This is a genomic window from Thalassobellus sediminis (assembly GCF_044386045.1).
In the GTDB taxonomy this organism is placed as follows: domain Bacteria; phylum Bacteroidota; class Bacteroidia; order Flavobacteriales; family Flavobacteriaceae; genus Thalassobellus; species Thalassobellus sediminis.
Map to the genome: position 1 here is coordinate 443,997 of NZ_JBISCD010000039.1, position 21,329 is coordinate 465,325.

Here is a 21,329-nt window from a genome sequence, read left to right on the forward strand (position 1 = left end):
ATATTTTTAAAAGTCAGCATTAGCTGGCTTTTTTTATTGATGAGTTTTGGGTTTAGATTTATTAATAATAAAATGAGCTATAATAATGCTAAACGAAATAAAAAGATATAGATTAAAAACACCTAACCTTGGGCCTGAAGTTGGTTTATAAAGAACAAACGAAAAAATGAAAGTCAAAATATTTAAAATAACAACATAAAAAACATAGGTCTTATTTAGTAACAAGCTACGGTATGCGCTTAAATTAAATAAAAGTTTGAAATCGTTTAGAAAAAAAGCTCCAAAAATTGGCCAAAAATAAAATAAAGGAATAACAAATAACCTTACTTCTCTAGCTTTAGTGTTTAAAAACACTATCAATGTATTAATGATTAAAGTTATTAAAAAAGCCTTAATCAATTTACTATTTATAACACTTACCTGTTTTTTATTCCTATAATAATAACATAAAAAATACAAAGGCAAAGCATATATCAATAACATCGAACAAATAGATTCAATAGCAAATTGAAAACTTTGCAAATTCCATTTAATATATGAAAATCGTTGTAAAAAATATTGTTTTGAATCATGCTTAGAATCATTATCAACCATTATAATATATACATAAAACAAATACACTACTATAGGAATTAATATCCCAGATGTTTTTTTTAAAAACTCTAAACTCTTTAAATTTTCTGTTATACTTTTTTTAAAATTATATATAAAAACAAAAAACAATCCTGGTAATAATATAACACCACTCTCTCTTATAATTAGGCTAATTGAAAAAAGAAAAATAAACCACCAATACTTGTTTTTAAAAAACAATAATAAACTAGATAAAATAAAACAAAACTGCAACGGTTCATCATAAGTATAAACTGGCGGGAAAAATGCAAATAAATTAGAGAAACATAAAAAATATGCAATCATACTGATAAGACTAAATTTTGAGTTTTGCGTTATTTGCTTCGATAGAAAATATATAAGCACACCACTTAAAAACAAAAAGAAAAAATTTACAATTACAAATGAAAGTCCTATTTCTAAATTTAAAATATTTGATAATCCTTCAATGCACCAAGTAGTAATTTTTCTTCTAAGAAATACTGGGTGGAATTTATGTAAATTAACCGTTTCTGATAATGCCTCATTAGATATTGAAAGACCTCCTCCATTTATCATAGTAGTTATTCCTGTTTTCAAATGTATAAACAGAATAAACAAAGTAAAGAATGCACTAATTAAAATCGTACCGACTTGTTTCATGTATTAATTTATGAGTACAAACTTATAAAAGAAATCTTATAAAATCTTACTTATTTTTTGTATATTTAAGAGAACACATAAACATAAGACATCATGATTGATTCAAACTATATCAAAATTTATACTGGAGAATTAATAATTGTACAACGTATAATTTCTGAACTAGAAAAATTAGATATTATCCCTGTACTTAAAGATCAGACAGACTCTGGTTTACTTCCAATATTTGGTACATCAAATACTATTTTCAAACAGGTTTATGTTCACAAAGATGAAATTGAAAAAGCAACTCCAATTATTGAAAGCATTACTACAGAATTAAAAGACTAATATTAATCTTTATAATAAAAAAAGGATGCTCTGAATAAATTCAGAGCATCCTTTTTTTATACTTACTATTTAAGACCTTTAAACAGTATACATTTTATCACGCAATTCCTTTATTTTCTTGTCTTGCATGTATTCATCAAACGTTGTGTATCTATCAATAACGCCATTTGGAGTTAATTCTACCACTCTATTACCTACCGTTTGCGCAAACTCATGATCGTGTGTTGTGAATAAAATAGTGCCTTTAAAATTCTTTAATGAATTATTAAATGCTGTAATACTCTCTAAATCTAAGTGATTTGTTGGCTCATCTAATTGAAGTACATTCGCTCTTGTCATCATCATTCTAGATAACATACAACGTACTTTTTCTCCTCCAGATAATACCGATGATTTTTTGAAAGCCTCTTCCCCACTAAAAATCATTTTTCCTAAAAAACCACGAATGTTAACTTCTTCACGTTCCTCTTCGGTTTTCGCCCATTGGCGTAACCAATCAATAAGCGTTAAATCATTATTAAAAAACTCACTATTATCTAATGGTAAATATGATTGTGTAGTTGTTACACCCCATGCAAACTTACCTACATCAGCTTGTTCTTTATTATTTATAATTTGATAAAAAGCTGTTGTTGCTCTAGAATCTCTTGAGAATACAACTACTTTATCACCTTTTACTAAATTTAAATCAATATTTCTAAACAATACTTCACCATCAGTAGAAGCACTTAAACCTTCAATATTAAGAATTTGATCTCCAGCTTCTCTTTCGCGTTCAAAAATAATAGCAGGATAACGACGGCTTGTTCTTCTAATATCACCAATATCAAGTTTATCAATCATCTTTTTTCTACTAGTTGCTTGTTTACTTTTTGCAACATTGGCAGAAAAACGACGAATAAACTCTTCTAACTCTTTCTTTTTCTCTTCGGCTTTTTTGTTTTGTTGTGCGTGTTGGCGTGCTGCTAATTGAGACGACTCATACCAAAACGTATAATTACCAGAATAATGATTTACCTTTCCAAAATCGATATCAGAAATATGTGTACAAACAGCATCTAAAAAGTGTCTATCGTGCGATACTACAATCACACAATTATCATAATTAGCTAAAAAGTTTTCTAACCATGAAATAGTTTCATAATCTAAATCATTGGTAGGCTCATCCATAATTAAGACATCCGGATTTCCAAATAAAGCTTGTGCTAATAACACACGTACTTTTTGTTTTCCATCTAAATCGCCCATTAATGTATAATGAAACTCTTCTTTAATACCTAAGTTAGATAACATGGCGGCTGCATTACTATCGGCATTCCAACCATCCATTTCTTCAAAACGTACTTGAAGCTCACCTATCTTATCAGCATTTTCATCAGAATAATCAGCATAAAGCGCATCTATTTGAGTTTTAATCTCAAACAATGGTTTATTTCCCATTAAAATAGTTTCTAAAACGGTGTGCTCATCATATAAATTATGATCTTGCTCTAACACAGACATACGCTTTCCAGATTCTAAAGACACATGACCTGAAGTTGGCTCTTGCTTGCCTGAAATAATCTTTAACAAAGTTGATTTCCCTGCTCCGTTTGCACCAATGATGCCGTAGCAATTACCATTATTAAATGTGGTATTTACTTCATCAAAAAGAACACGTTTTCCGAATTGAACCGAAAGATTAGATACTGATAACATAGAGATTGTTTTATATTTTACTCAGATGTTTATAATTTATTAATAAAGACTTGATAAACTTTCAATATAATAAGATTTACTCCTTGACATATATCTGTTTTGAAAGTTTTTGCAAAAGTAGAAAAATCAATTGGTAAGACGAAACATAGCGCATCTATTTTTCTGTAATCTCTCTTGCTATACGGTTTGTTGATGTAAAAAGATTTAACAACGCATTAACATGAGTTTATGAATACAAGCTATATTTTTGTTAGTAATTATTTGCAGAGGGACTTATGAAATTATTTTTATCAGTTATTATATCATCACTTATGCTTTTTGGATGTGAAAATGATTCCAATAAGGCTGAAGGTAATTTTGCCTATTTGGGTGGTGAAATTATTAACCCAAATAATAACTTAATAATTTTATCTAAATCGAACACTGTCATAGATACTATTAAGCTAGATGGCAGAAACAGATTTATATATAAAATCAACAACCTAAAAGAAGGCATTTATACTTTTAAACATGGTGGCGAATTTCAAATAGTTTTTTTAGAACCAAATGATAGTCTACTATTAAGATTAAACACCATAGATTTTGATGAATCTTTAGTGTTTACTGGTGTTGGAGCTAAAAAAAACAACTACTTAATTAATGACTTTCTAGAAAATGAGAAAATTGAAAAAAAAATTTACAAGTATTGTCAGCTAAGTCCAGAAGATTATCAAGACAAATTAGATTCACTCTCATTACTAAAAAAACAAAAACTAACTGCTTTTTTAAAAAAATATAAACCTTCTAATTTATTTGAAAAAATAGCAAAAACCAATAACGAATATAACTACTACTTTAGTAAAGAAGTATACCCGTTATGGCACCGTGGCGATAGCAAAAAAGATGTTTTAAAATCGTTACCAAAAGATTTTTACAATTACAGAAAAAATGTTAGCTATAATGATAGTTTATTAAAGGAAAATAATTTCATTTATAATAATTTTTTAAAATCTAGTTTCAACAATTTAGCTCTTCAAGAACATTTTGGCCATCATAAACTTGATGATCAATTTAAAAGAAGTGATTTATGCTATAATATAGACCGGCTTAATCTTATAGATAGTTTAGTTAGTAATCCGTATATAAAGGATGATTTACTGTATCACTTTACAGTAAACTATATTTCGAGAAATAAAGACTTAAAAAATAATGATGTGATTTTAAACGCCTACTTGAAAAAAAGTAAAGATGAAAAAGGTAAAAAAATGATAACGCGTTTTACTAATTCAATAAATAATTTAAAAATTGGATCGGTAATTCCGAACGTTACTTTAATTAACTATAAAAATGATGAATTAAATATTAATAACCTTGTTAATTCTCCAACTGTTATAAGTTTTTGGTCTCATACATATTACGCCCACTTTAAAGATAACCACATAAAAATCAACGGTTTAAAGAAAAAATATCCTGAAGTTAGGTTTATTTCTATTAATATTGATGACTACGACATAAAAAAATCGAAACAGTTTTTAAAAGAAAACCGCTATTCATGTAGTGATGAATATCACTTTAAAAATCCTGAAGCATCAATTGAAACTTTTGCAATTCATCCTATGACTAAAACTATTCTTATAGATGAAAACAAAAAGATTGCAAATAGTAATACCAATATATTTTCTAGAAATTTTGAAGAACAACTTTTAGGCTTAATTAATAAATAGCCCTATAGTTTATAGTGGTTCATAATGAGTTTTTCATAAACGGTGTCTGGTAAAACTCGTTTTAAAACAATAGAAAATTTCTGCATAAACTCCCCTACTTTATAATGTACTTTAGGTGTACTTGTATTTATAATTTTAAATACTTCTTTTGCCATTAAATACGGATCGCTACCATTATCAACATGCGTATTCATAAGGTCTAAAGTATCACCGTAAGGCTTTTTATAAGGAGAATCATCTAAAAGCGGAGCGTGGTATCTTCCTGCAGCAATATTAGTAGCAAAATCACCCGGAGCTACATTAGTCATTTTTATATTAAAATCTTTTATTTCCATTCTAAAAGCCTCCGTTAAAAGTTCTAAAGCACCTTTACTAGCACTATAAATACCTCTATAAGGCAAGCCCATATAACCTGCTATTGATGTAATGTTAATAATTAAACCAGATTGTTGTTTACGCATTTGTGGCAATACCGCTTTAATAACTTTTATGGGGCCGAAAAAATTAGTTTCAAAATTAGCTTTAATTTCTTCTTCTGGTACTTCTTCAATAGGCCCCGTAATTCCGGCTCCTGCATTATTTATTACAACATCTAATTGTCCTTCTGTTTCAATTATAGTCTTAACTGTTTGTAAAACAGTATCATTATTCGCTACATCTAAAGCTAAAATAGGAAACTTGCTTTCAGGATAATTATCTGGATTTCTGCTGGTTCCATAAACTTTAAAACCTTTTTCACTTAAAAACTCTCCTATAGATTTACCAATACCAGAAGAACCTCCTGTTATTAAAACAACTTTAGACATACTCTTTATTATTTATTCCTTAAAAATACAATATTAATTATAAGATATCCTCTAATGAGGAAATGTTCAAAAACTAAAAAATCTTGATTCGCCATAGCTTTCAAGATTTGAGTTTATTGTACAAAAAAAGGCAAGCTACCTACATCACACCGCTACGACCATTTACCTTTGCTTCGTTCCCGACCTGGAGGATTCAACAGGAGCTGGTTGTGTAGGACTTGCCGAGTGCAAAGATACAACCTTTTAAAAATTTCACAATGATTTTTTAAACTGATTTTAAATAAATACCTTGCTTAAAATTTTACAGTAGCCATGAAAATTATTAAATACTTAGCAATCATATTTTTAAGCGGATCTCTTATTGCATGTGGATCAAAAACAGGTCATAAAAAAAATGATTTTTCTATTAAAACTAACGCTATAAAAGGTAATATCTCTATCAATGAGACCCTAAAACTATCTATAGAAAACAAAAAAAAATATACAATAGATTCTATCACTTATACTTTTGAAGGCAAATATATAAGTGATAAAATTAGTTTGAAAAATCGAAAATTAGGAAAACAAACAATTGAAGCTAATGTATATTTCAACAACGAAAAGCAAACTGTAAATACTACGATTACTATTTTAAATAATGAAGCACCTAAAATTTACACGTATAAGATTATTAATGAATACCCGCACGATATAACATCTTATACACAAGGCATTGAATTTGCTAATGATAATTTATATGAAAGTACTGGTCAATACAAAGAATCTAAACTCAGACATATTGATTATAAAACAGGTGACATCATAAAAAACATAGATTTAGCAGATGAATACTTTGGCGAAGGTTTAACTATTTTACATGATAAAGTATATCAATTAACTTGGAGAGAAGGTACAGGATTTGTTTACGATATTAATTCTTTCAACAAATTAAGTAGCTTTAAATATGGTAATAGTAAAGAAGGCTGGGGACTTTGCAATAATGATAACATAATATATAAAAGTGATGGTACAGAAAAAATATGGCTATTAACCCCTGAAACTTTAGTTGAAGAATCTTTTATTCAAGTATATACAAACAAAGGAAAAATTATTGGTATCAATGAAATGGAATGGATAAATGGAAACATTTATGCAAACCGATACCAAAAAGATGGCGTTGCGATTATTAATCCTAAAAACGGAGCCGTAATTGGTGTTATAGATTTTTCGCCTTTAAAAAAGTTAGTAACTCAACACCAAGGTTTAGACGTACTAAACGGGATTGCTTTCAACCCAATTACAAAAACAGTATTTGTTACTGGAAAACGTTGGGATAAATTATTTGAAGTTGAGATTATTGAAAAGTAAAATAGTTATTATTTTCTCGGTAAAATTTTTCACTCTTTTGTCATAATTGTTACCTAAAAATCAGGCTTTAAAAAGTATCTTTGTGATACTATTTTAAAGCCTAATTTTATGGATAATTTAGATGCTGCTAGGTTACAAATGGCATTTACCCTAATTTTTCACATTGTGTTTGCTTGTATTGGTATGGTAATGCCTTTTTTTATGATTGTTGCTCATAAAAAATGGCTAAACACAAAAGATCCTATTTATTTAAAACTAACTAAATCATGGCAAAAAGGTGTTGCCATTTTTTTTGTTACAGGCGCAGTTTCTGGAACTGCCTTATCATTTGAATTGGGGTTATTGTGGCCAGAATTCATGAAATATGCTGGTCCTATAATAGGCATGCCTTTTTCATTAGAAGGTGCTGCTTTTTTTGTTGAAGCCATAGCCTTAGGATTTTATTTATATGGTTGGAAAAAACTGCCTGAAAAATTTCATTGGCTTACAGGTGTTATTGTTGGTATTTCTGGTGTTTTGTCGGGTATACTCGTAGTATCTGCTAATGGATGGATGAATGCACCTTCTGGGTTTGATTATATAAATGGTGAATTTTTAAATATAGACCCCGTAAAAGCCTTGTTCAATCCTGCTTGGTTTACTCAAGCTTTACACATGACACTTGCTGCCTTTACAGCAACAGGGTTTGCTGTAGCAGGTATTCATGCTTTTCAAATATATAAGAAGCAACATGTAGAACTTCATAAAAAAGCTTTTAAAATCGCCATAACCTTTGGAGCTATTGCTGCTATTTTACAACCATTAAGTGGCGATATTTCTGCAAAAGATATAGCACAACGCCAACCAGCTAAATTAGCTGCTATGGAAGCCCATTATAAAACAAGCAAAGGCGCTCCTCTTTATATTGGAGGGATTGTAGATGAAGAAAAACAAGAAGTATCGTATAAAATTGAAATTCCGAAGGCGCTTTCTTTTTTAGCGTTTGGAGATTTTGATGCCGAAGTAAAAGGACTTAACGATTTTCCTGAAGATGAAAGACCTAAAGTTGCCATTGTACATTATGCATTTCAAGTTATGGTGGGTATTGGCACGCTACTTTTAATAGTTGGAATTTTATTTTTTATAAGTTTAAAAAAGAAAAAATGGTGGCTTAATAAACGGTTTTGGTTGCTATTTACCATATTAGCTCCTATGGGGTTTATAGCACTAGAAGCTGGTTGGATAGTTACCGAAGTTGGTAGACAACCATGGATTATTCATAATATTATGAAAACAAAAGATGCCGTTACTCCCATGCCAGGAATGGTATATAGCTTTTATATGTATGTGGTACTTTACAGCATACTAACTGTAGCTGTAACATGGCTTATGATGCGTCAAATAAAATCGCTTAACAATTCTAAACTAGCTTAATATGTTATACGTTGTTTTATTCTTTTTAATGTTTTCGTTACTACTTTATGTTGTTTTAGCTGGAGCCGATTTTGGAGCAGGTATTATTGAATTATTTTCTTCTGAAGACAATCAAATCATCACAAAAAAAACGGTGTATCGTGTTATGGGGCCTGTTTGGGAAGCAAATCATATATGGATTATTATTCTTATGGTTATTTTATGGGTAGGTTTTCCAGATTTTTATAACGTGCTTGTTGTGTATTTACATGTTCCGTTAACCCTTATTTTATTAGGAATTACGCTAAGAGGGGTTGCTTTTGTATTTAGACATTATGATGCATATAAAGATAGTTCGCAAATTCTATATGATTGGATGTTTAGAATATCCAGCCTCCTCACTCCTATTTTTTTAGGAACCACTTTTGGTGCTATGTTATCTGGCCAATTAATTATAACTGACAACTATGAAAATTTCACCTTTTACGAATTGTTTATAAACCCTTGGTTTAATGGTTTTTCTATTTTAGTAGGATGTTTTTTTGCGGCACTATGTGCCTTTTTAACTGCTGTATTATTAATTGGTGAAGCTAATGATGAAGATACAAGCATATATGCTAAAAAATCTAAAATAGCTACCATTATTGTAATTGCAATGGGATTTGTTTTATTATGCTATGGCTTTATTTATAATGTATCCTTTGTAACCGATTTTATAGACAATCCTTATGCTATAAGTTTGGTTGTTTTGTCGGCTATTTTAATATACCCTTTATTGAAAAGCATAAAAAATGCTCATCAAATTATTAGCCGATATTTAGCAGGCATACAGGTTGTATTAATTATGATTGCTGCTTTTATTACACATTTTCCAGATTTAATTATAGCAGCTAATAAAGAAATTAGCCTTATAGATACGGCAGCAACTGAAAGTGTTATCACAGTTTTGGGTGCTTCGTTAATTGTTGGAGGGCTTATTATTTTACCTGGCTTATTTCATTTATTTAAGTCTTTTAAAATGATTAAAGTTTTTGAAAGGTAGAATTACTTACAACTAAAATGATTTCACTCACTAGAAAGGGGCGTTCACTCATTTTTAGTTTTATTTAATGTTTTTCTTATAGTTATTTGAACTATGAGAAAAGTAATAACTATTGATATTCCGAAACCATGTCATGAAGACTGGAACACTATGACTCCAGAAGAAAAAGGTAGACATTGTGCTGTATGTAAAAAAACTGTTTATGATTTTACTTCAAAAACAGACGAACAAATTGTACAAACATTCACTAAAAATGGAAATGTTTGCGGGCGATTTAAAAACACTCAATTAAAACGTGATTTAGTCTTTAGCAGAAAAGAAAAAAACAATTATTTATCTTATGTAGCGTCTGGACTATTTGCTCTTTTAGGAATCTCGAGTCAGGAATCATTTGCTCAAGAGAAGCCTCAAACGGTTCTAGTTGATAAAACACATAATCATGAGATTCAAGGAAAAATTAAAAGCACTCCTAAAGTAGAAAACAACTTAATAAAAGGTGTTATTTTGGATGCTGATAAAATACCTTTACCTGGAGCTAATATTATTATTAAAAGTTCTAAAATTGGTACAACAACAGATTTTGATGGAAACTTTTCTATTGAAGCTAAAGCAGATGATATATTAATAATAAGCTATGTTGGCTTTATAACTAAAGAGCTTAAACTAACTGCTGATTTTTCTAAACCTATTTTATTAGAATTAGAAGAAAGCTACCTTGGTGGTATTGTAGTAGTTGGAGGTGCGACATCTTGTACTTCAACATACCAATTAACTCCTGAAGAAGTATTGGAACAAAAAAGAAAAAGAGAATTTGCCAGAAAAAATGGTGCTGCCTTTTATAAAAGACAAAGAAAAATACGCAAACAAAAATTAAAAAATGGTGAAATTGAGCGCACTAATGTTGGTAAATTGTTTTATAAAATCACTAACCTTTTTAGGTAGTAGTGTTTTGCGTTATGGATAGTAGTGACAGCTTTTGGCGAGGTGAGTCTCGAGCCAAAACTATAACGGATAGCCAGACCTTGGTCCTGACCTAAACCCAGGATAAAGATAACGCCCTAATTATTTTTTGACTGGTATTTAAAAAACGAATAAGAAACAGGAATAAACATAAAGCCAAGAATTACAAACAATAAAAAGGCCTTTTGTAAATTAAAAGCATGTGCTAAATAGCCTATTAACGGCGGACCTAATAACATACCAAAAATAGCATAGGTAGTTATTATAGAAATTGCCATACCTGGAGAATATTTTTTTGAAGTTCCTGCTAACGATATTGTCATTGGAAAAATAGCTGCTGTACCAAATCCTACCAAGCAAAACCCGAATAATGCCGACCAAAAATAAGGAAATACAATTGCTATTAACATGCCAGATGAAATGACTACTGAGCTTAAAATATATGTTTTTTGTATTCCTATTTGGTTTACCAATCTATCTGAAAAGAACCTAGATAATGCCATGGTTAGCATAAACATAAGGTAGCCATATGTAAAGACGTCTTCTTTTACAACTTCTTTAAAATACACCCCACTCCAATCAAACATGCCGCCTTCACATATGGCACCTATAAAAATTATAACGCCCAAATACAATATAAATGGATCTGGCTTACCTAATATTAATTTGTTACCTGATGATGATTTATCGTTTTTTAGTGTGTATTTATAAGCTATTAAAGCTATTAACAACACCATTATTGAAATAATAGACAAGTGTATTTGAATAGCAATATTCATTTTCACCATTAATGTAGAAAACCCAACTCCAACTAATCCTCCTGTACTCCAAAGACCATGAAAAGTTCCTACAACACGTTTCTCAAACTTTTTTTGCAAGGTTATAGATTGTGTATTCATAGAAATATTTATGATACGCATACAAAATGAAAAAAAGCAAACGGCAGCTACTAATAAAAAAGGAGTGCTTGCAAAACCTATTAAGGTAAGTGATATAGAAAAAAAGATAAAGGCTACTATTAAAGGGGTTCTACTATCAAACTTTGATACTAACCAACCAGAAATGGGTAATCCTATGAGAGAACTTATTGGCATTGCCAAAAGAATAGTTCCTAATTCGGCCTCATTAAAATTAAAAAAAGATTTTATTGTTGGAATTCGAGACGCCCAACTAGAAAAACAAATACCTGATAAAAAAAAGTATGTGCTTAACGCTATACGCTGTTTAGACCTTAATTCCATTAACTCATTTTTTTTGAGCCGCAAAAATAGTCGAATTCGTTGATATTATTATATTAAATATTTATGATTTTAATGTAACCTCAGCTAAAAAAGATTATAATTCTTTTTTATTTATAAAGCTATTTATGCACCGCACTTTGCACACAAGGGCAATCGCTAATACCTTGTAAAAAATTCAACCCAATAGTTATAACGTGTGTTCCAGAATTATAAGCTGATAACTCATTAGTCGTTATTTGATAAGCATACCCAAAATAGAAAACACTCTTTTGAAACCCTACCATAGGACCTATGTTTAAAGGTTTTAATAATTGATCGTTAAGGAAACGATACGAGATACCTGCCCAAACATAATCTTCTTTTCTATTAAACTTTCGTACTTTAAAATTTAAATCGGTACTAGAACGTTTATCGCTCGCAAACATTTGGTAATATACAGATGGTTCAAACTCTAAACCACTTTTTTTGGGGCCATTAAAAGTGTACCCCGAATATATTTGATAGTTTAAAAGCAAGTTAGGTTCTGCTACCCTAATATTATTATCAATATCTTTATCTAAAAGATTATTAACATTAAAACTTAAAAAAAAACCTTTATTTCTATACAAAAAACCAGCATCAAAATTGTTATTCGAAGTTCTTCTATCATCTGTAACAAAAGGATCTATAATTGGGTTTTCATAAGTGGTATTAAAATTATTAATATCTATTCTGAAATTATTAATGTTATAAGAAATACCAAAAGATAAATATTGTTTAGAATAATAATCTAAGGTAAGATGATGTGCAAAAGAAAACTTAAAACCTGTTTGAATAGTATTTCCATTTCTATCATTATACATTGAAAATCCGACACCTGAACGATTTGATATTCTAAAATCACCATAAAGCGATTGATTATCTGGTGCTCCTTTTATACCAACCCATTGTGTCAATCCGTTAGCTCTTATTTTTAAATTATCACCAATACCTGCATATGTTGGAGATACAACAAAATTATTATCTGCTAAATGCTGTGTAAAAACAGGCAAATTCAATTCCTGTCCATAGCTGTTTGCTATAAAAAAGAAAAGTATATATATAATTAATTTTCGCATTTGTTTATTTATATTTAATGGTTAATACCATTAATTATCCTTATCTATAAAGCGTAAAGTGTCCTACAAATTGACGATTATCTTTTGTATCATTTAACTTTACAACATACCAATAATCTCCAGTTGGAAGTTCTGCTCCATTATATCTACCATCCCATTTTTCACCAACTCGTAAGGTGGCAATTTTACGACCATATCTATCAAAAATATTAAACTCTAGGTCTTTATATTGATTAGTACATCCTGGCCCCCATTCATCTAAATTACCATCATCATTAGGTGTAAAATAATTAGGTATACATACATCTATGTATTCATAATACCGTGTAGCAGAAGCTACACATCCAAAACGGTCAGTTACAGTAACTGTATAATCTCCAGATGCATAAATAATAAATGTGTTTTCACTACCATATGGCTCTCCATTTAATGTAAATTCATAATCACCAGATCCACCAGATGCAACAGCAACAATTTGATTTAGTTCACCATCTTGTAATACCAATGTTAAAGGATCATAAACTAAAATATCAAAAAAGTCTGTTCGTTTAATACAACCATTTGTATGACTTACATCGATATAATGATTTAAGCCTTGAGGTACATTTATAAATACATTACTTGTTTGATATGGGCCTCCATCTAGTGAATAGCTTAAATTTGAAAGATCTGTAATACTGGCATCAACACTAACTGTTACAGTATTAGTTGATAAATTATTTGAACAACCATATTCTACATCTACAAACGGATTAATAAGTACAGATTCGGGGAACGTTATATTCCATTCAGACTCACAACCTAGAGCATCACTTACATAAACAATATGATCGCCACCAGATAAACTTGTAAAATCAAACTGTGCTTGAGTTAAAGTTCCTGTTGTATAAATACCATTAATATCATCTAAAGCAACACTGTATGGCATCTCTCCTCCAGATATTTCTATGCTAAAAGCTCCATTATCATCTCCATTACACAATTCTGGAATTATAGAATTTGGTACAATACTAAGAGAAACAGGTATAGGATCGTTAATTACAAAATCAAAAAGAACAAAACAACCTAGTTCATCTTGTGCTATAGCTTGATAATTTCCTGATGCTAGATTTTCAAAAATTGGTGATTCAAAAAATTGATTTAACTGTGGTGAAATAGCATATTTTATAATTCCTGTTCCACCAGTTGCTACAATTTCTAACAAGCCATTATTAGCTCCAGTACAAGTAACATTTGTAACATTAAAATTAATATCTAATGGCAAAGAAGGTTCTGTTATTGGAATGATTGTAGATGTTGTAAAACAATCTCCACTATCTACTCTTACTTGATAAGAACCAACAGAAAGATCTGTAAAAACACCCGTAGCATTTTGATTAAGTGGTGAAATATTAGTTCCTGTGTCATCTTGTAAAGTATAAACATAACTTCCTAAACCACCTTGAGCAGTTGCAACAATAACACCTGTAGAATCACCAGCACAATTAATTTTAGCGTTGGTAGCATCAATTGTAACTTCTAATACTGGAAGCGGATCAATAGTTATTTCATTTGAAACATTAGCATTACAACCATTAGCATCTCTAACGTAATACATATAAGAACCATCACTAACAGGGATTATAACAGATGAAGAAAATGAACCTAAAACTGTTGTAAAAGTTTCAGTAGCACTATATTCATAAGTTCCAGAACCTCCTGTAGCACTTAATTCTAATGTTGAATCAGTCAAACAAGTTTGGGATACTACTTTAACTAATGATGCCTGTACTTCTGTTGGCTCTGTAATTATAATATCTGCAGAAGTAAATTCACAATTATATCCATCAGTGATAACTACATTATATGTCCCTACTCCTAATCCTGTAAAAACAGGAGAAGATTGTGGTCCAGATGATGTTATAGTAGGAGATAGCATATTTAATGTAAATGAATAATTACTTACTTGCCCGCCTGTAACTGCACTTGCTGTTATACTTGCATTAGTATCTCCAAAACAAGTTAATAATGTTGTATTTGCTGTAACAACAGCATCAATAGGATCTGGAATAATAAGAGTAACATCATCTGAAGCTATACAACTTCTTGCATCTCTTACGTTAACCGTATAAACTCCTGCAGATAAATTTGTAAATGTTCCGTTTGAAGAATATGCAACCGTTGCTGCTCCTGTTAATTCATATTCATAAGTTCCCCAACCTCCACTTGCAACTGAAGTGATTGTTCCTTTATCGTCATCACAAGTTACACTAGAAGTTTCTGTTGCGACTACTGATAATACTGATGTAGGGCTTGAAATAATTACAGTTCCTGTAGTTGCAGAACAAAAAGGACTTGATGTTTCATTTATAACAACCGTATAACTATCGGCTAAAAGACCAGAAACCAATACTGGATTCGTTGTCGTATTAGCTGAAACTACACCAAAAACAGAAGTAGAAGAGCTATCAAAAACCTCATATGTATAAGATCCTGAATACCCACTAACATTAATTTCAAATGTTCCATTATTATCTCCAAAACATGTTACAGCAGTTGGAGATGTAATAGTTATGCTTGGAAGTGTTGCAGCTTGCAAAAAGACCTCTACACTTTCAGAACACAAGGTTACTGTATCTGTAATAGCTACAGTATATGTGCCTGATGGGACACCAGAAAACACATTACCACTTAAACTTATTGAAGCAGGGCTTGGACTAATAGAATAACTATAAATTCCTGTTCCACCTGAACCTGTTACTGCTATTTCTCCATCAGCGTCATTACATGTTGGTAATGTTGTAACATTAGGTATTATAGCTATTGGTGCTACAATATCTATTGATACTAAATTACCACATCCGTTAGCATCCTGTACCTCAACAGTATGTGTTCCCGAAGCTAAATTTGATATAGAAAATGGTGTTGTACGTGTTTGAAAAACACCGCCATCTATACTATAACTATATGGGGCAATGCCTGCTGTAGTTAATGTTACATCTATTTCAAAGTTACCTTCTGTTACAGTACATTGATTGTTTAGAGTAGCTGTAATTACTGGTTCTGGATCAGATGGTAAAACTAAAACAGGTGTAGACCTAATACAACCATAAGCATCTTTAACATGCACATAATAACTATTTGCATCCATATTAAACACATTAGTTAATGCCCAAGATGGATCAGTATCTAAAGGAGGCGTTGCTGATGTAGTTATTTGATATAAATATGGTGCTGTACCATCTCTTGCAATAGCATTAATAACTCCTGAATTCGGATTACAATTAGCATTCTTATCTACAGTAGCAGAAATATTTAAATCGAATGCTGATTCTGAAATATTAAAAGGAACACTTACTACACTACAACCTGAATTTGTTGCTCCTGCCCCTTCGGTAATTAAAACAAAATAATTACCAAAATCTAGTGATCCAAAATTTGAAACATTTAATGTACCATTTACTGGAATAGTTCCAGTTCCTGAAATACCTGTAGATGTTAAAGTTTGCGAATCAAATATTTCATAAGTAATATTTGTTGTAGCAGGATAAACACTTGTTACATCAAAACTTACATTACCATCAGCGCTTCCAACGCAAGTAATATTATTGGAGGTTAATGCATTAGTTGTTAATGTTGAATTTGTTGGAATTGGAGTTGTAGACGTTTCATAATAATAACAACCTGTTGACTCATCAAAAACAATAAATGTATATGTTGCTCCTGGTATTAAATTATTAAACGTAGTTTGCTTACTAGCTATAGCATCTTCATCTTGCCAAGGAAAAGCTGTTGGAGCCGTATATGTCATTCCTGGTCCAGTATAAATTGCAAAATGAAATGGACCTGCACTAGCAAGAGCAGTACCTACAGCAACTAAGGCTGAACCTCCTGTAGAACAATCTGCTGGCGGTGAGGAAACTGTAATATCAAAATGGTCTGGCGGCGATGCCACTAATACATCTTGTATTAAAACAGAACAGCCATTAGCATCAACAACGTTAATTTGATATAATCCAAAATCAACTACATCAAACGTAGTAGAAATAGAACCAGAAGCATTAAGTTCTGAGTCAAAATATCCGTTTGTTCCTGTTACAAAATAATTATAAGGTGCGGTTCCTCCAGATACACCATCAACAACAACCGAACCTTTTGAAACACCTCCTATAGGGTCGCATGTTATTGGTTCTGGATGATAAACAACATTTATAGGATCAGGTGCTGCAATTGTTAAAGTTGCAGTATCCATACAAGATTTAGAATCGGTTACAGTAACGGTGTAATTACCAGAAGGCAGTCCACTAGTTTGACTGCCAAAATTACTTCCAGTTGTATCATTACGAACATTAATTGTAAATGGTGGTGTGCCAACAGAATTATTAATAGTAATATCTATAGTTCCGTTTGTATCACCACTACAAATATTTGGAGTTGATGAAATTGAACTTATTTCAGGTAATGAAATAGCATTAATTGTTTGAACTCCCGATTCGGTAGTACATCCATTTGCATCGGTTATTTGAAATTGATACGTACCATCTGTAGTAGCTGTATGCGTAAAGGATGATCCTGTAACAGAAGTAGAACTTCCATAAGCAACTCCATTAAAAGAAACTTGATAGGTAAATGGTGCTATACCATTTGAAATATTTCCAGTAATAATACCATCGGGTGATGCAGTACAATCTAAATCTTTAGTTATTATCATGTTTACTGTAACAGGTGGTAATGGAGAGATTGTATAGGATTCTGCATACGTACAATCATTAGCATCTCGTACTTCAAAAGTATAAGTATCAGATACTAATCCTGTAAAAACATTTGAAGTTTGATAACCCGTTGTTGTTGGCAATATTATTCTATACTCCAAAGGTGTTGTTCCTCCTGTTGGGGTTAAGGTTACATCTGAAGTTAATACTGGACAACTTATAGACGTATTAGTAAAATCTAAATCTGTTGGAGGGTTTAAAGAATCTATAATTACAGGTGCCGTAACAAATGAACAGTTATTAGCATCTTGTATGGTTACTGTATAAGTTCCATCTGTTAATCCAGAAAAAGTAAGACCCGGCTGAAAATTTATACCATCTATACTATAAACATAAGGCCCTATTCCTCCAGTAACTCCTGAAACGGTTATTACACCATTAGTTGTACATGTATAAGGCGTTGTTAATGTAGCTGCTCCGTTAATTGCTGGAGCAATTTCAATAGTAATAGCTTGTGGTGTTGTAATACAAACATCGGTTCCATAAGTATACTGAACTAAAACTTCATAATCTCCAGCACTCAAACCAGTGAAAACTGATGAGTTCGAAAACGTAACTCCATTATCTATACTATATTCTAAAGTATTTCCATTAAGATTTGTAACGTTAAAATCTATGCTGCCTGAATTTACTGCATCAGCACATAAAATATCTGTTTTAGATACTGTGAAATCAGGAGAAGGTATTGTATTTACTGTTATTGATGTATCTGCAGAACAATTATTTGAATCTACAACAGTAATATCATAAACACCTGTTGTTGTTACGTTAATTATAGGTGATGTTTGAAAAATTGTTGTACTGTTTACAAAATAGAAATATGGTTCCGTTCCTCCAACTGGATAGACTGTAATTTCTCCATCTGTACAAGTTAATGGTTTTGTTAAAGCAGATGTAGCTTCTAATAATAGAGGATTTATAATTTCTATATCTCCAGTATATAAACAACCATCTTCAGTAGAAACATTTACAGTATAAATTCCTGGGTTTAAATTATTAAAAGTATAGTCACTTGCTATAATTGGCCCTACGCTATTTACAAGAGTAGCTCCTTCATAAATTGAGAAATAATATTGAGGACGAGCGTCATTTGCTGCGACAATTACACTACCAAAATCTCCATTACAAAATGGTTGGATTATATTTGTTGAAACCGTAAAATCACGTTGTCTTATTTGTACATCTGGAACTGAAAAAACACATGGGTTTGGAGTTACTCCAATTTGCCTTACGTTTACACTATAAATACCTGGTGAAGTTATAGGAAAAATATTAGTTGGTTGATAATTTATACCATCAATACTATATTCGTAACCACTTGGAACTCCTCCAACATTAATTTCTCCGGGTGTTGTACAAATTATATCTTTTGTTGTAGCTGTAGGTACTAATAAATTTGTATAAATATTGAAGTAAAACTGATTAAAGCAACCTCCTGTATAATTTAAAGTCAACCTATATTGACCCGCAGTATCTGCAATAAAATCTGGACCGGTTGTTATTTGGTTCCAAGTACAAGCAGAATCTTCATTAGCACAATCTTGATTTATAATTGCAGTACAACTTGTTTCATCTAATTTTTCCCATATCATAGATGTTGTATCAGTGATACCTGTTTGAATAAACCTTGAATCGTTTGCACCACACAAAAAGATATTAGGCAATAATTTACCATCATTAGGACAAGTAACCACTTGATCTGCAAAAGGGATAACTGGATTTGTAACATTAGCTCCAAATGTAATAACTTCAAACGTTTGCTCTGTGGATTGACAAGGTGCGATAGCAGTGTTACTTACATAATATGTTCCTGGTGTTGTAACTGTAATAGATTGTGTAGTCCCTATCACTGGAGTTCCTGAAGGACTCGTAGACCATGAATAGGCATCATATCCACTACCTGAAGTTAATAAAACATTATCACCACAAAGTATTACTTCTTCCTCAAAAGTACAATTTAAATCTGCTAAAAAATTTGTTGCAGCAGGTGTTAATAAACACCCAGTATTAGCACTAAAACTTGGATCATCAGTAATAACAAAAGTTGAATTTATTGTACCATTATATGTTACATAAGCTTGATTTGTTATTATATTAGAGCAAGCGTCATTTAATAAACTACATGAAGATACTACAGTTACCTTAAAACGTATTTCTTGAACAGGGTCATTCTCTTCAACTACAGAATCATCGACACTAAAAATAAGTTCTCTAGTTGTTGAGTTATAACTTTGAACTGTTACTCCAGGAGGTAATAACCCCATATCTGTTGGATAATTAAAATCAATATTTATAGGCAGTATATCTCTAATAATAAGATTGGTCGCATCATCATTACCGGTATTTTGAAAACCAATTACATAATTTAATTCATCACCAAGATTAACCAATTGATTTCCAATATCATTCCCTGCTGGATCTTCAACTATTTTAGTTAATGTTATCTTAGGTTCTATAATTTCAACAGCAAAAGATGTTAAAAACACACCATATCCATCTCCATTAGTGGTTAATTTTAAATCTCCAGCAGTAGCATCATTAGGCAAAACGGAGTTTAATGGATTTGGTAATCTAAAATTATTAACATCTAAACCAAGAGTATTTAAACTTGCTGGATTTCTATTAGTAACATGTGCACCATCAATAGTAATACTAGAATTAAAAAAATTATTTGGTTGATTTATTACGTCACTTAATACGGTATAAGTACCTGATGTACTTGCTTTGAATTGAAATGAATCACCAGTAATACCAATATCACCTTCCAAAGCTGCAACTCCAATATTAGAATTTACTGGTAAAGGACTTGGCAAGGTTTGAAAACCTGAAACTGGAATATCTAATTCTGTGGTATTTTGTACACCAGCATATCCATCAAAAACTGAAATAAATTTACTTGGCAATATAGGGCTTTCATAAATAACTACTAATGTCCATCCCGCTGAACACCCTCCTCTTCTTATTCCTCTTGTAGCTCTTAAATTTGCTACAGTATATTCACCATCTGCTTCTGGTAAACCTTGTAATAAGCTTGTTACATTCTTATAACATATTATTGGTGAATCTTTAAATGAATTTTCTACGCCAGAACCATAATATTCATATCCATCAAAAATAATATCATCCTCATCACCTACTGGATCAGGGTTATTATCAGCTACTAGATCTATAAATCCGCCTGTTGGAAGTTTAAACTTAATTTGATTCCAATCTTCCAGTCTAGGTGTGCCTTCAAATTGCACACTTCTATTATTAGCTACTTCTAATGGATAAACAGAAGCCCAATATAAACCAGCGTATAAAATATTTTTACAATTATTGTTTATAGCTAAATCTGCGCTACTTGAACTAAATATTGATGGGTCACCTCCACTTGCAACATTTACATAAACACCTTCATTATTATTATTTATTTCTGTACCATTATATGGCAAAGGCAAATCTTTAGCTGTAACTATACTATTACCAATTAAAATGATATCTCCTTTTACTTTTATACTTCCACCAGGAAGTCTAGGTGAAAAAGGGACAGGTAATTGAGCAAAAACATAGTTACTACAAAACAGAGTAATAAACAATAAAAAAACAATTCCTTTGTTTACATAAGTAGTTTTTTTCATGGTGGCTATATTTAGAATTTCTTTTAAACTTTGGGGAATAAAAAAGAAATGTCACTCGTTATTTAATTGCTTAATTACAAAAAAGATT

12 protein-coding genes and 1 other RNA gene are annotated in these 21,329 nt (G+C 31.0%); 6 read left to right on the forward strand and 7 right to left on the reverse strand.

Going from position 1 to position 21,329, the window contains the following annotated elements; genetic code table 11:
* Nucleotides 1-33: 33 nt before the first annotated feature.
* Nucleotides 34-1,191, reverse strand: coding sequence for a putative hexosyltransferase (locus ACH5TW_RS06710; protein WP_439335731.1), 1,158 nt, complete (start codon nucleotides 1,189-1,191; stop codon nucleotides 34-36).
* A gap of 156 nt (nucleotides 1,192-1,347) precedes the next feature.
* Here ACH5TW_RS06710 and ACH5TW_RS06715 point away from each other — a divergent pair, with 156 nt between their 5' ends.
* Nucleotides 1,348-1,584, forward strand: a complete 237-nt coding sequence (locus ACH5TW_RS06715; RefSeq protein WP_439335732.1) for a putative signal transducing protein — start codon at nucleotides 1,348-1,350, stop codon at nucleotides 1,582-1,584.
* A gap of 78 nt (nucleotides 1,585-1,662) precedes the next feature.
* On the opposite strand, the gene ACH5TW_RS06720 is transcribed toward ACH5TW_RS06715, so the two are convergent.
* The gene (locus tag ACH5TW_RS06720; RefSeq protein ID WP_439335733.1) at nucleotides 1,663-3,282 is read right to left on the reverse strand and encodes an ABC-F family ATP-binding cassette domain-containing protein; all 1,620 of its coding nucleotides are present in this window, start codon (nucleotides 3,280-3,282) and stop codon (nucleotides 1,663-1,665) included.
* A 275-nt stretch (nucleotides 3,283-3,557) separates the two neighbouring features.
* Between ACH5TW_RS06720 and ACH5TW_RS06725 the strand changes: the two genes are divergently transcribed.
* Nucleotides 3,558-4,985, forward strand: a complete 1,428-nt coding sequence (locus ACH5TW_RS06725; protein WP_439335734.1) for a TlpA family protein disulfide reductase — start codon at nucleotides 3,558-3,560, stop codon at nucleotides 4,983-4,985.
* Between the two features lie 2 nt (nucleotides 4,986-4,987).
* Here the strand turns inward: ACH5TW_RS06725 and ACH5TW_RS06730 are convergent, their stop codons facing one another.
* Nucleotides 4,988-5,791 carry an SDR family oxidoreductase gene (locus ACH5TW_RS06730; protein ID WP_439335735.1) on the reverse strand — a complete coding sequence of 268 codons (804 nt, stop codon included), beginning with the start codon at nucleotides 5,789-5,791 and terminating at the stop codon, nucleotides 4,988-4,990.
* A gap of 125 nt (nucleotides 5,792-5,916) precedes the next feature.
* Nucleotides 5,917-6,015, reverse strand: an RNA gene (ffs, locus tag ACH5TW_RS06735) — signal recognition particle sRNA small type.
* An 88-nt stretch (nucleotides 6,016-6,103) separates the two neighbouring features.
* Here ffs and ACH5TW_RS06740 point away from each other — a divergent pair.
* The 4 genes from ACH5TW_RS06740 to ACH5TW_RS06755 all read left to right on the forward strand — a co-directional run bounded on the left by ACH5TW_RS06740 (nucleotide 6,104) and on the right by ACH5TW_RS06755 (nucleotide 10,514).
* Entirely contained in the window at nucleotides 6,104-7,138 is a 1,035-nt protein-coding gene (locus ACH5TW_RS06740) for a glutaminyl-peptide cyclotransferase (protein ID WP_439335736.1), read from the forward strand.
* A gap of 108 nt (nucleotides 7,139-7,246) precedes the next feature.
* Nucleotides 7,247-8,551, forward strand: a complete 1,305-nt coding sequence (locus ACH5TW_RS06745; RefSeq protein ID WP_439335737.1) for a cytochrome ubiquinol oxidase subunit I — start codon at nucleotides 7,247-7,249, stop codon at nucleotides 8,549-8,551.
* A gap of 1 nt (nucleotide 8,552) precedes the next feature.
* Complete coding sequence (locus ACH5TW_RS06750; RefSeq protein WP_439335738.1) at nucleotides 8,553-9,572, forward strand: cytochrome d ubiquinol oxidase subunit II; 1,020 nt, start codon at nucleotides 8,553-8,555, stop codon at nucleotides 9,570-9,572.
* A 93-nt stretch (nucleotides 9,573-9,665) separates the two neighbouring features.
* On the forward strand, nucleotides 9,666-10,514 hold the full coding sequence (locus ACH5TW_RS06755; RefSeq protein WP_439335739.1) for a carboxypeptidase-like regulatory domain-containing protein: 849 nt from the start codon (nucleotides 9,666-9,668) through the stop codon (nucleotides 10,512-10,514).
* A gap of 116 nt (nucleotides 10,515-10,630) precedes the next feature.
* Here ACH5TW_RS06755 and ACH5TW_RS06760 read toward each other — a convergent pair whose 3' ends face one another.
* The 3 genes from ACH5TW_RS06760 to ACH5TW_RS06770 all read right to left on the reverse strand — a co-directional run bounded on the left by ACH5TW_RS06760 (nucleotide 10,631) and on the right by ACH5TW_RS06770 (nucleotide 21,241).
* Nucleotides 10,631-11,773, reverse strand: coding sequence for an MFS transporter (locus tag ACH5TW_RS06760; protein ID WP_439335740.1), 1,143 nt, complete (start codon nucleotides 11,771-11,773; stop codon nucleotides 10,631-10,633).
* Nucleotides 11,774-11,892: 119 nt separating this feature from the next.
* Complete coding sequence (locus tag ACH5TW_RS06765; protein WP_439335741.1) at nucleotides 11,893-12,870, reverse strand: PorP/SprF family type IX secretion system membrane protein; 978 nt, start codon at nucleotides 12,868-12,870, stop codon at nucleotides 11,893-11,895.
* Between the two features lie 40 nt (nucleotides 12,871-12,910).
* On the reverse strand, nucleotides 12,911-21,241 hold the full coding sequence (locus ACH5TW_RS06770; RefSeq protein WP_439335742.1) for a T9SS type B sorting domain-containing protein: 8,331 nt from the start codon (nucleotides 21,239-21,241) through the stop codon (nucleotides 12,911-12,913).
* Nucleotides 21,242-21,329: the final 88 nt, after the last annotated feature.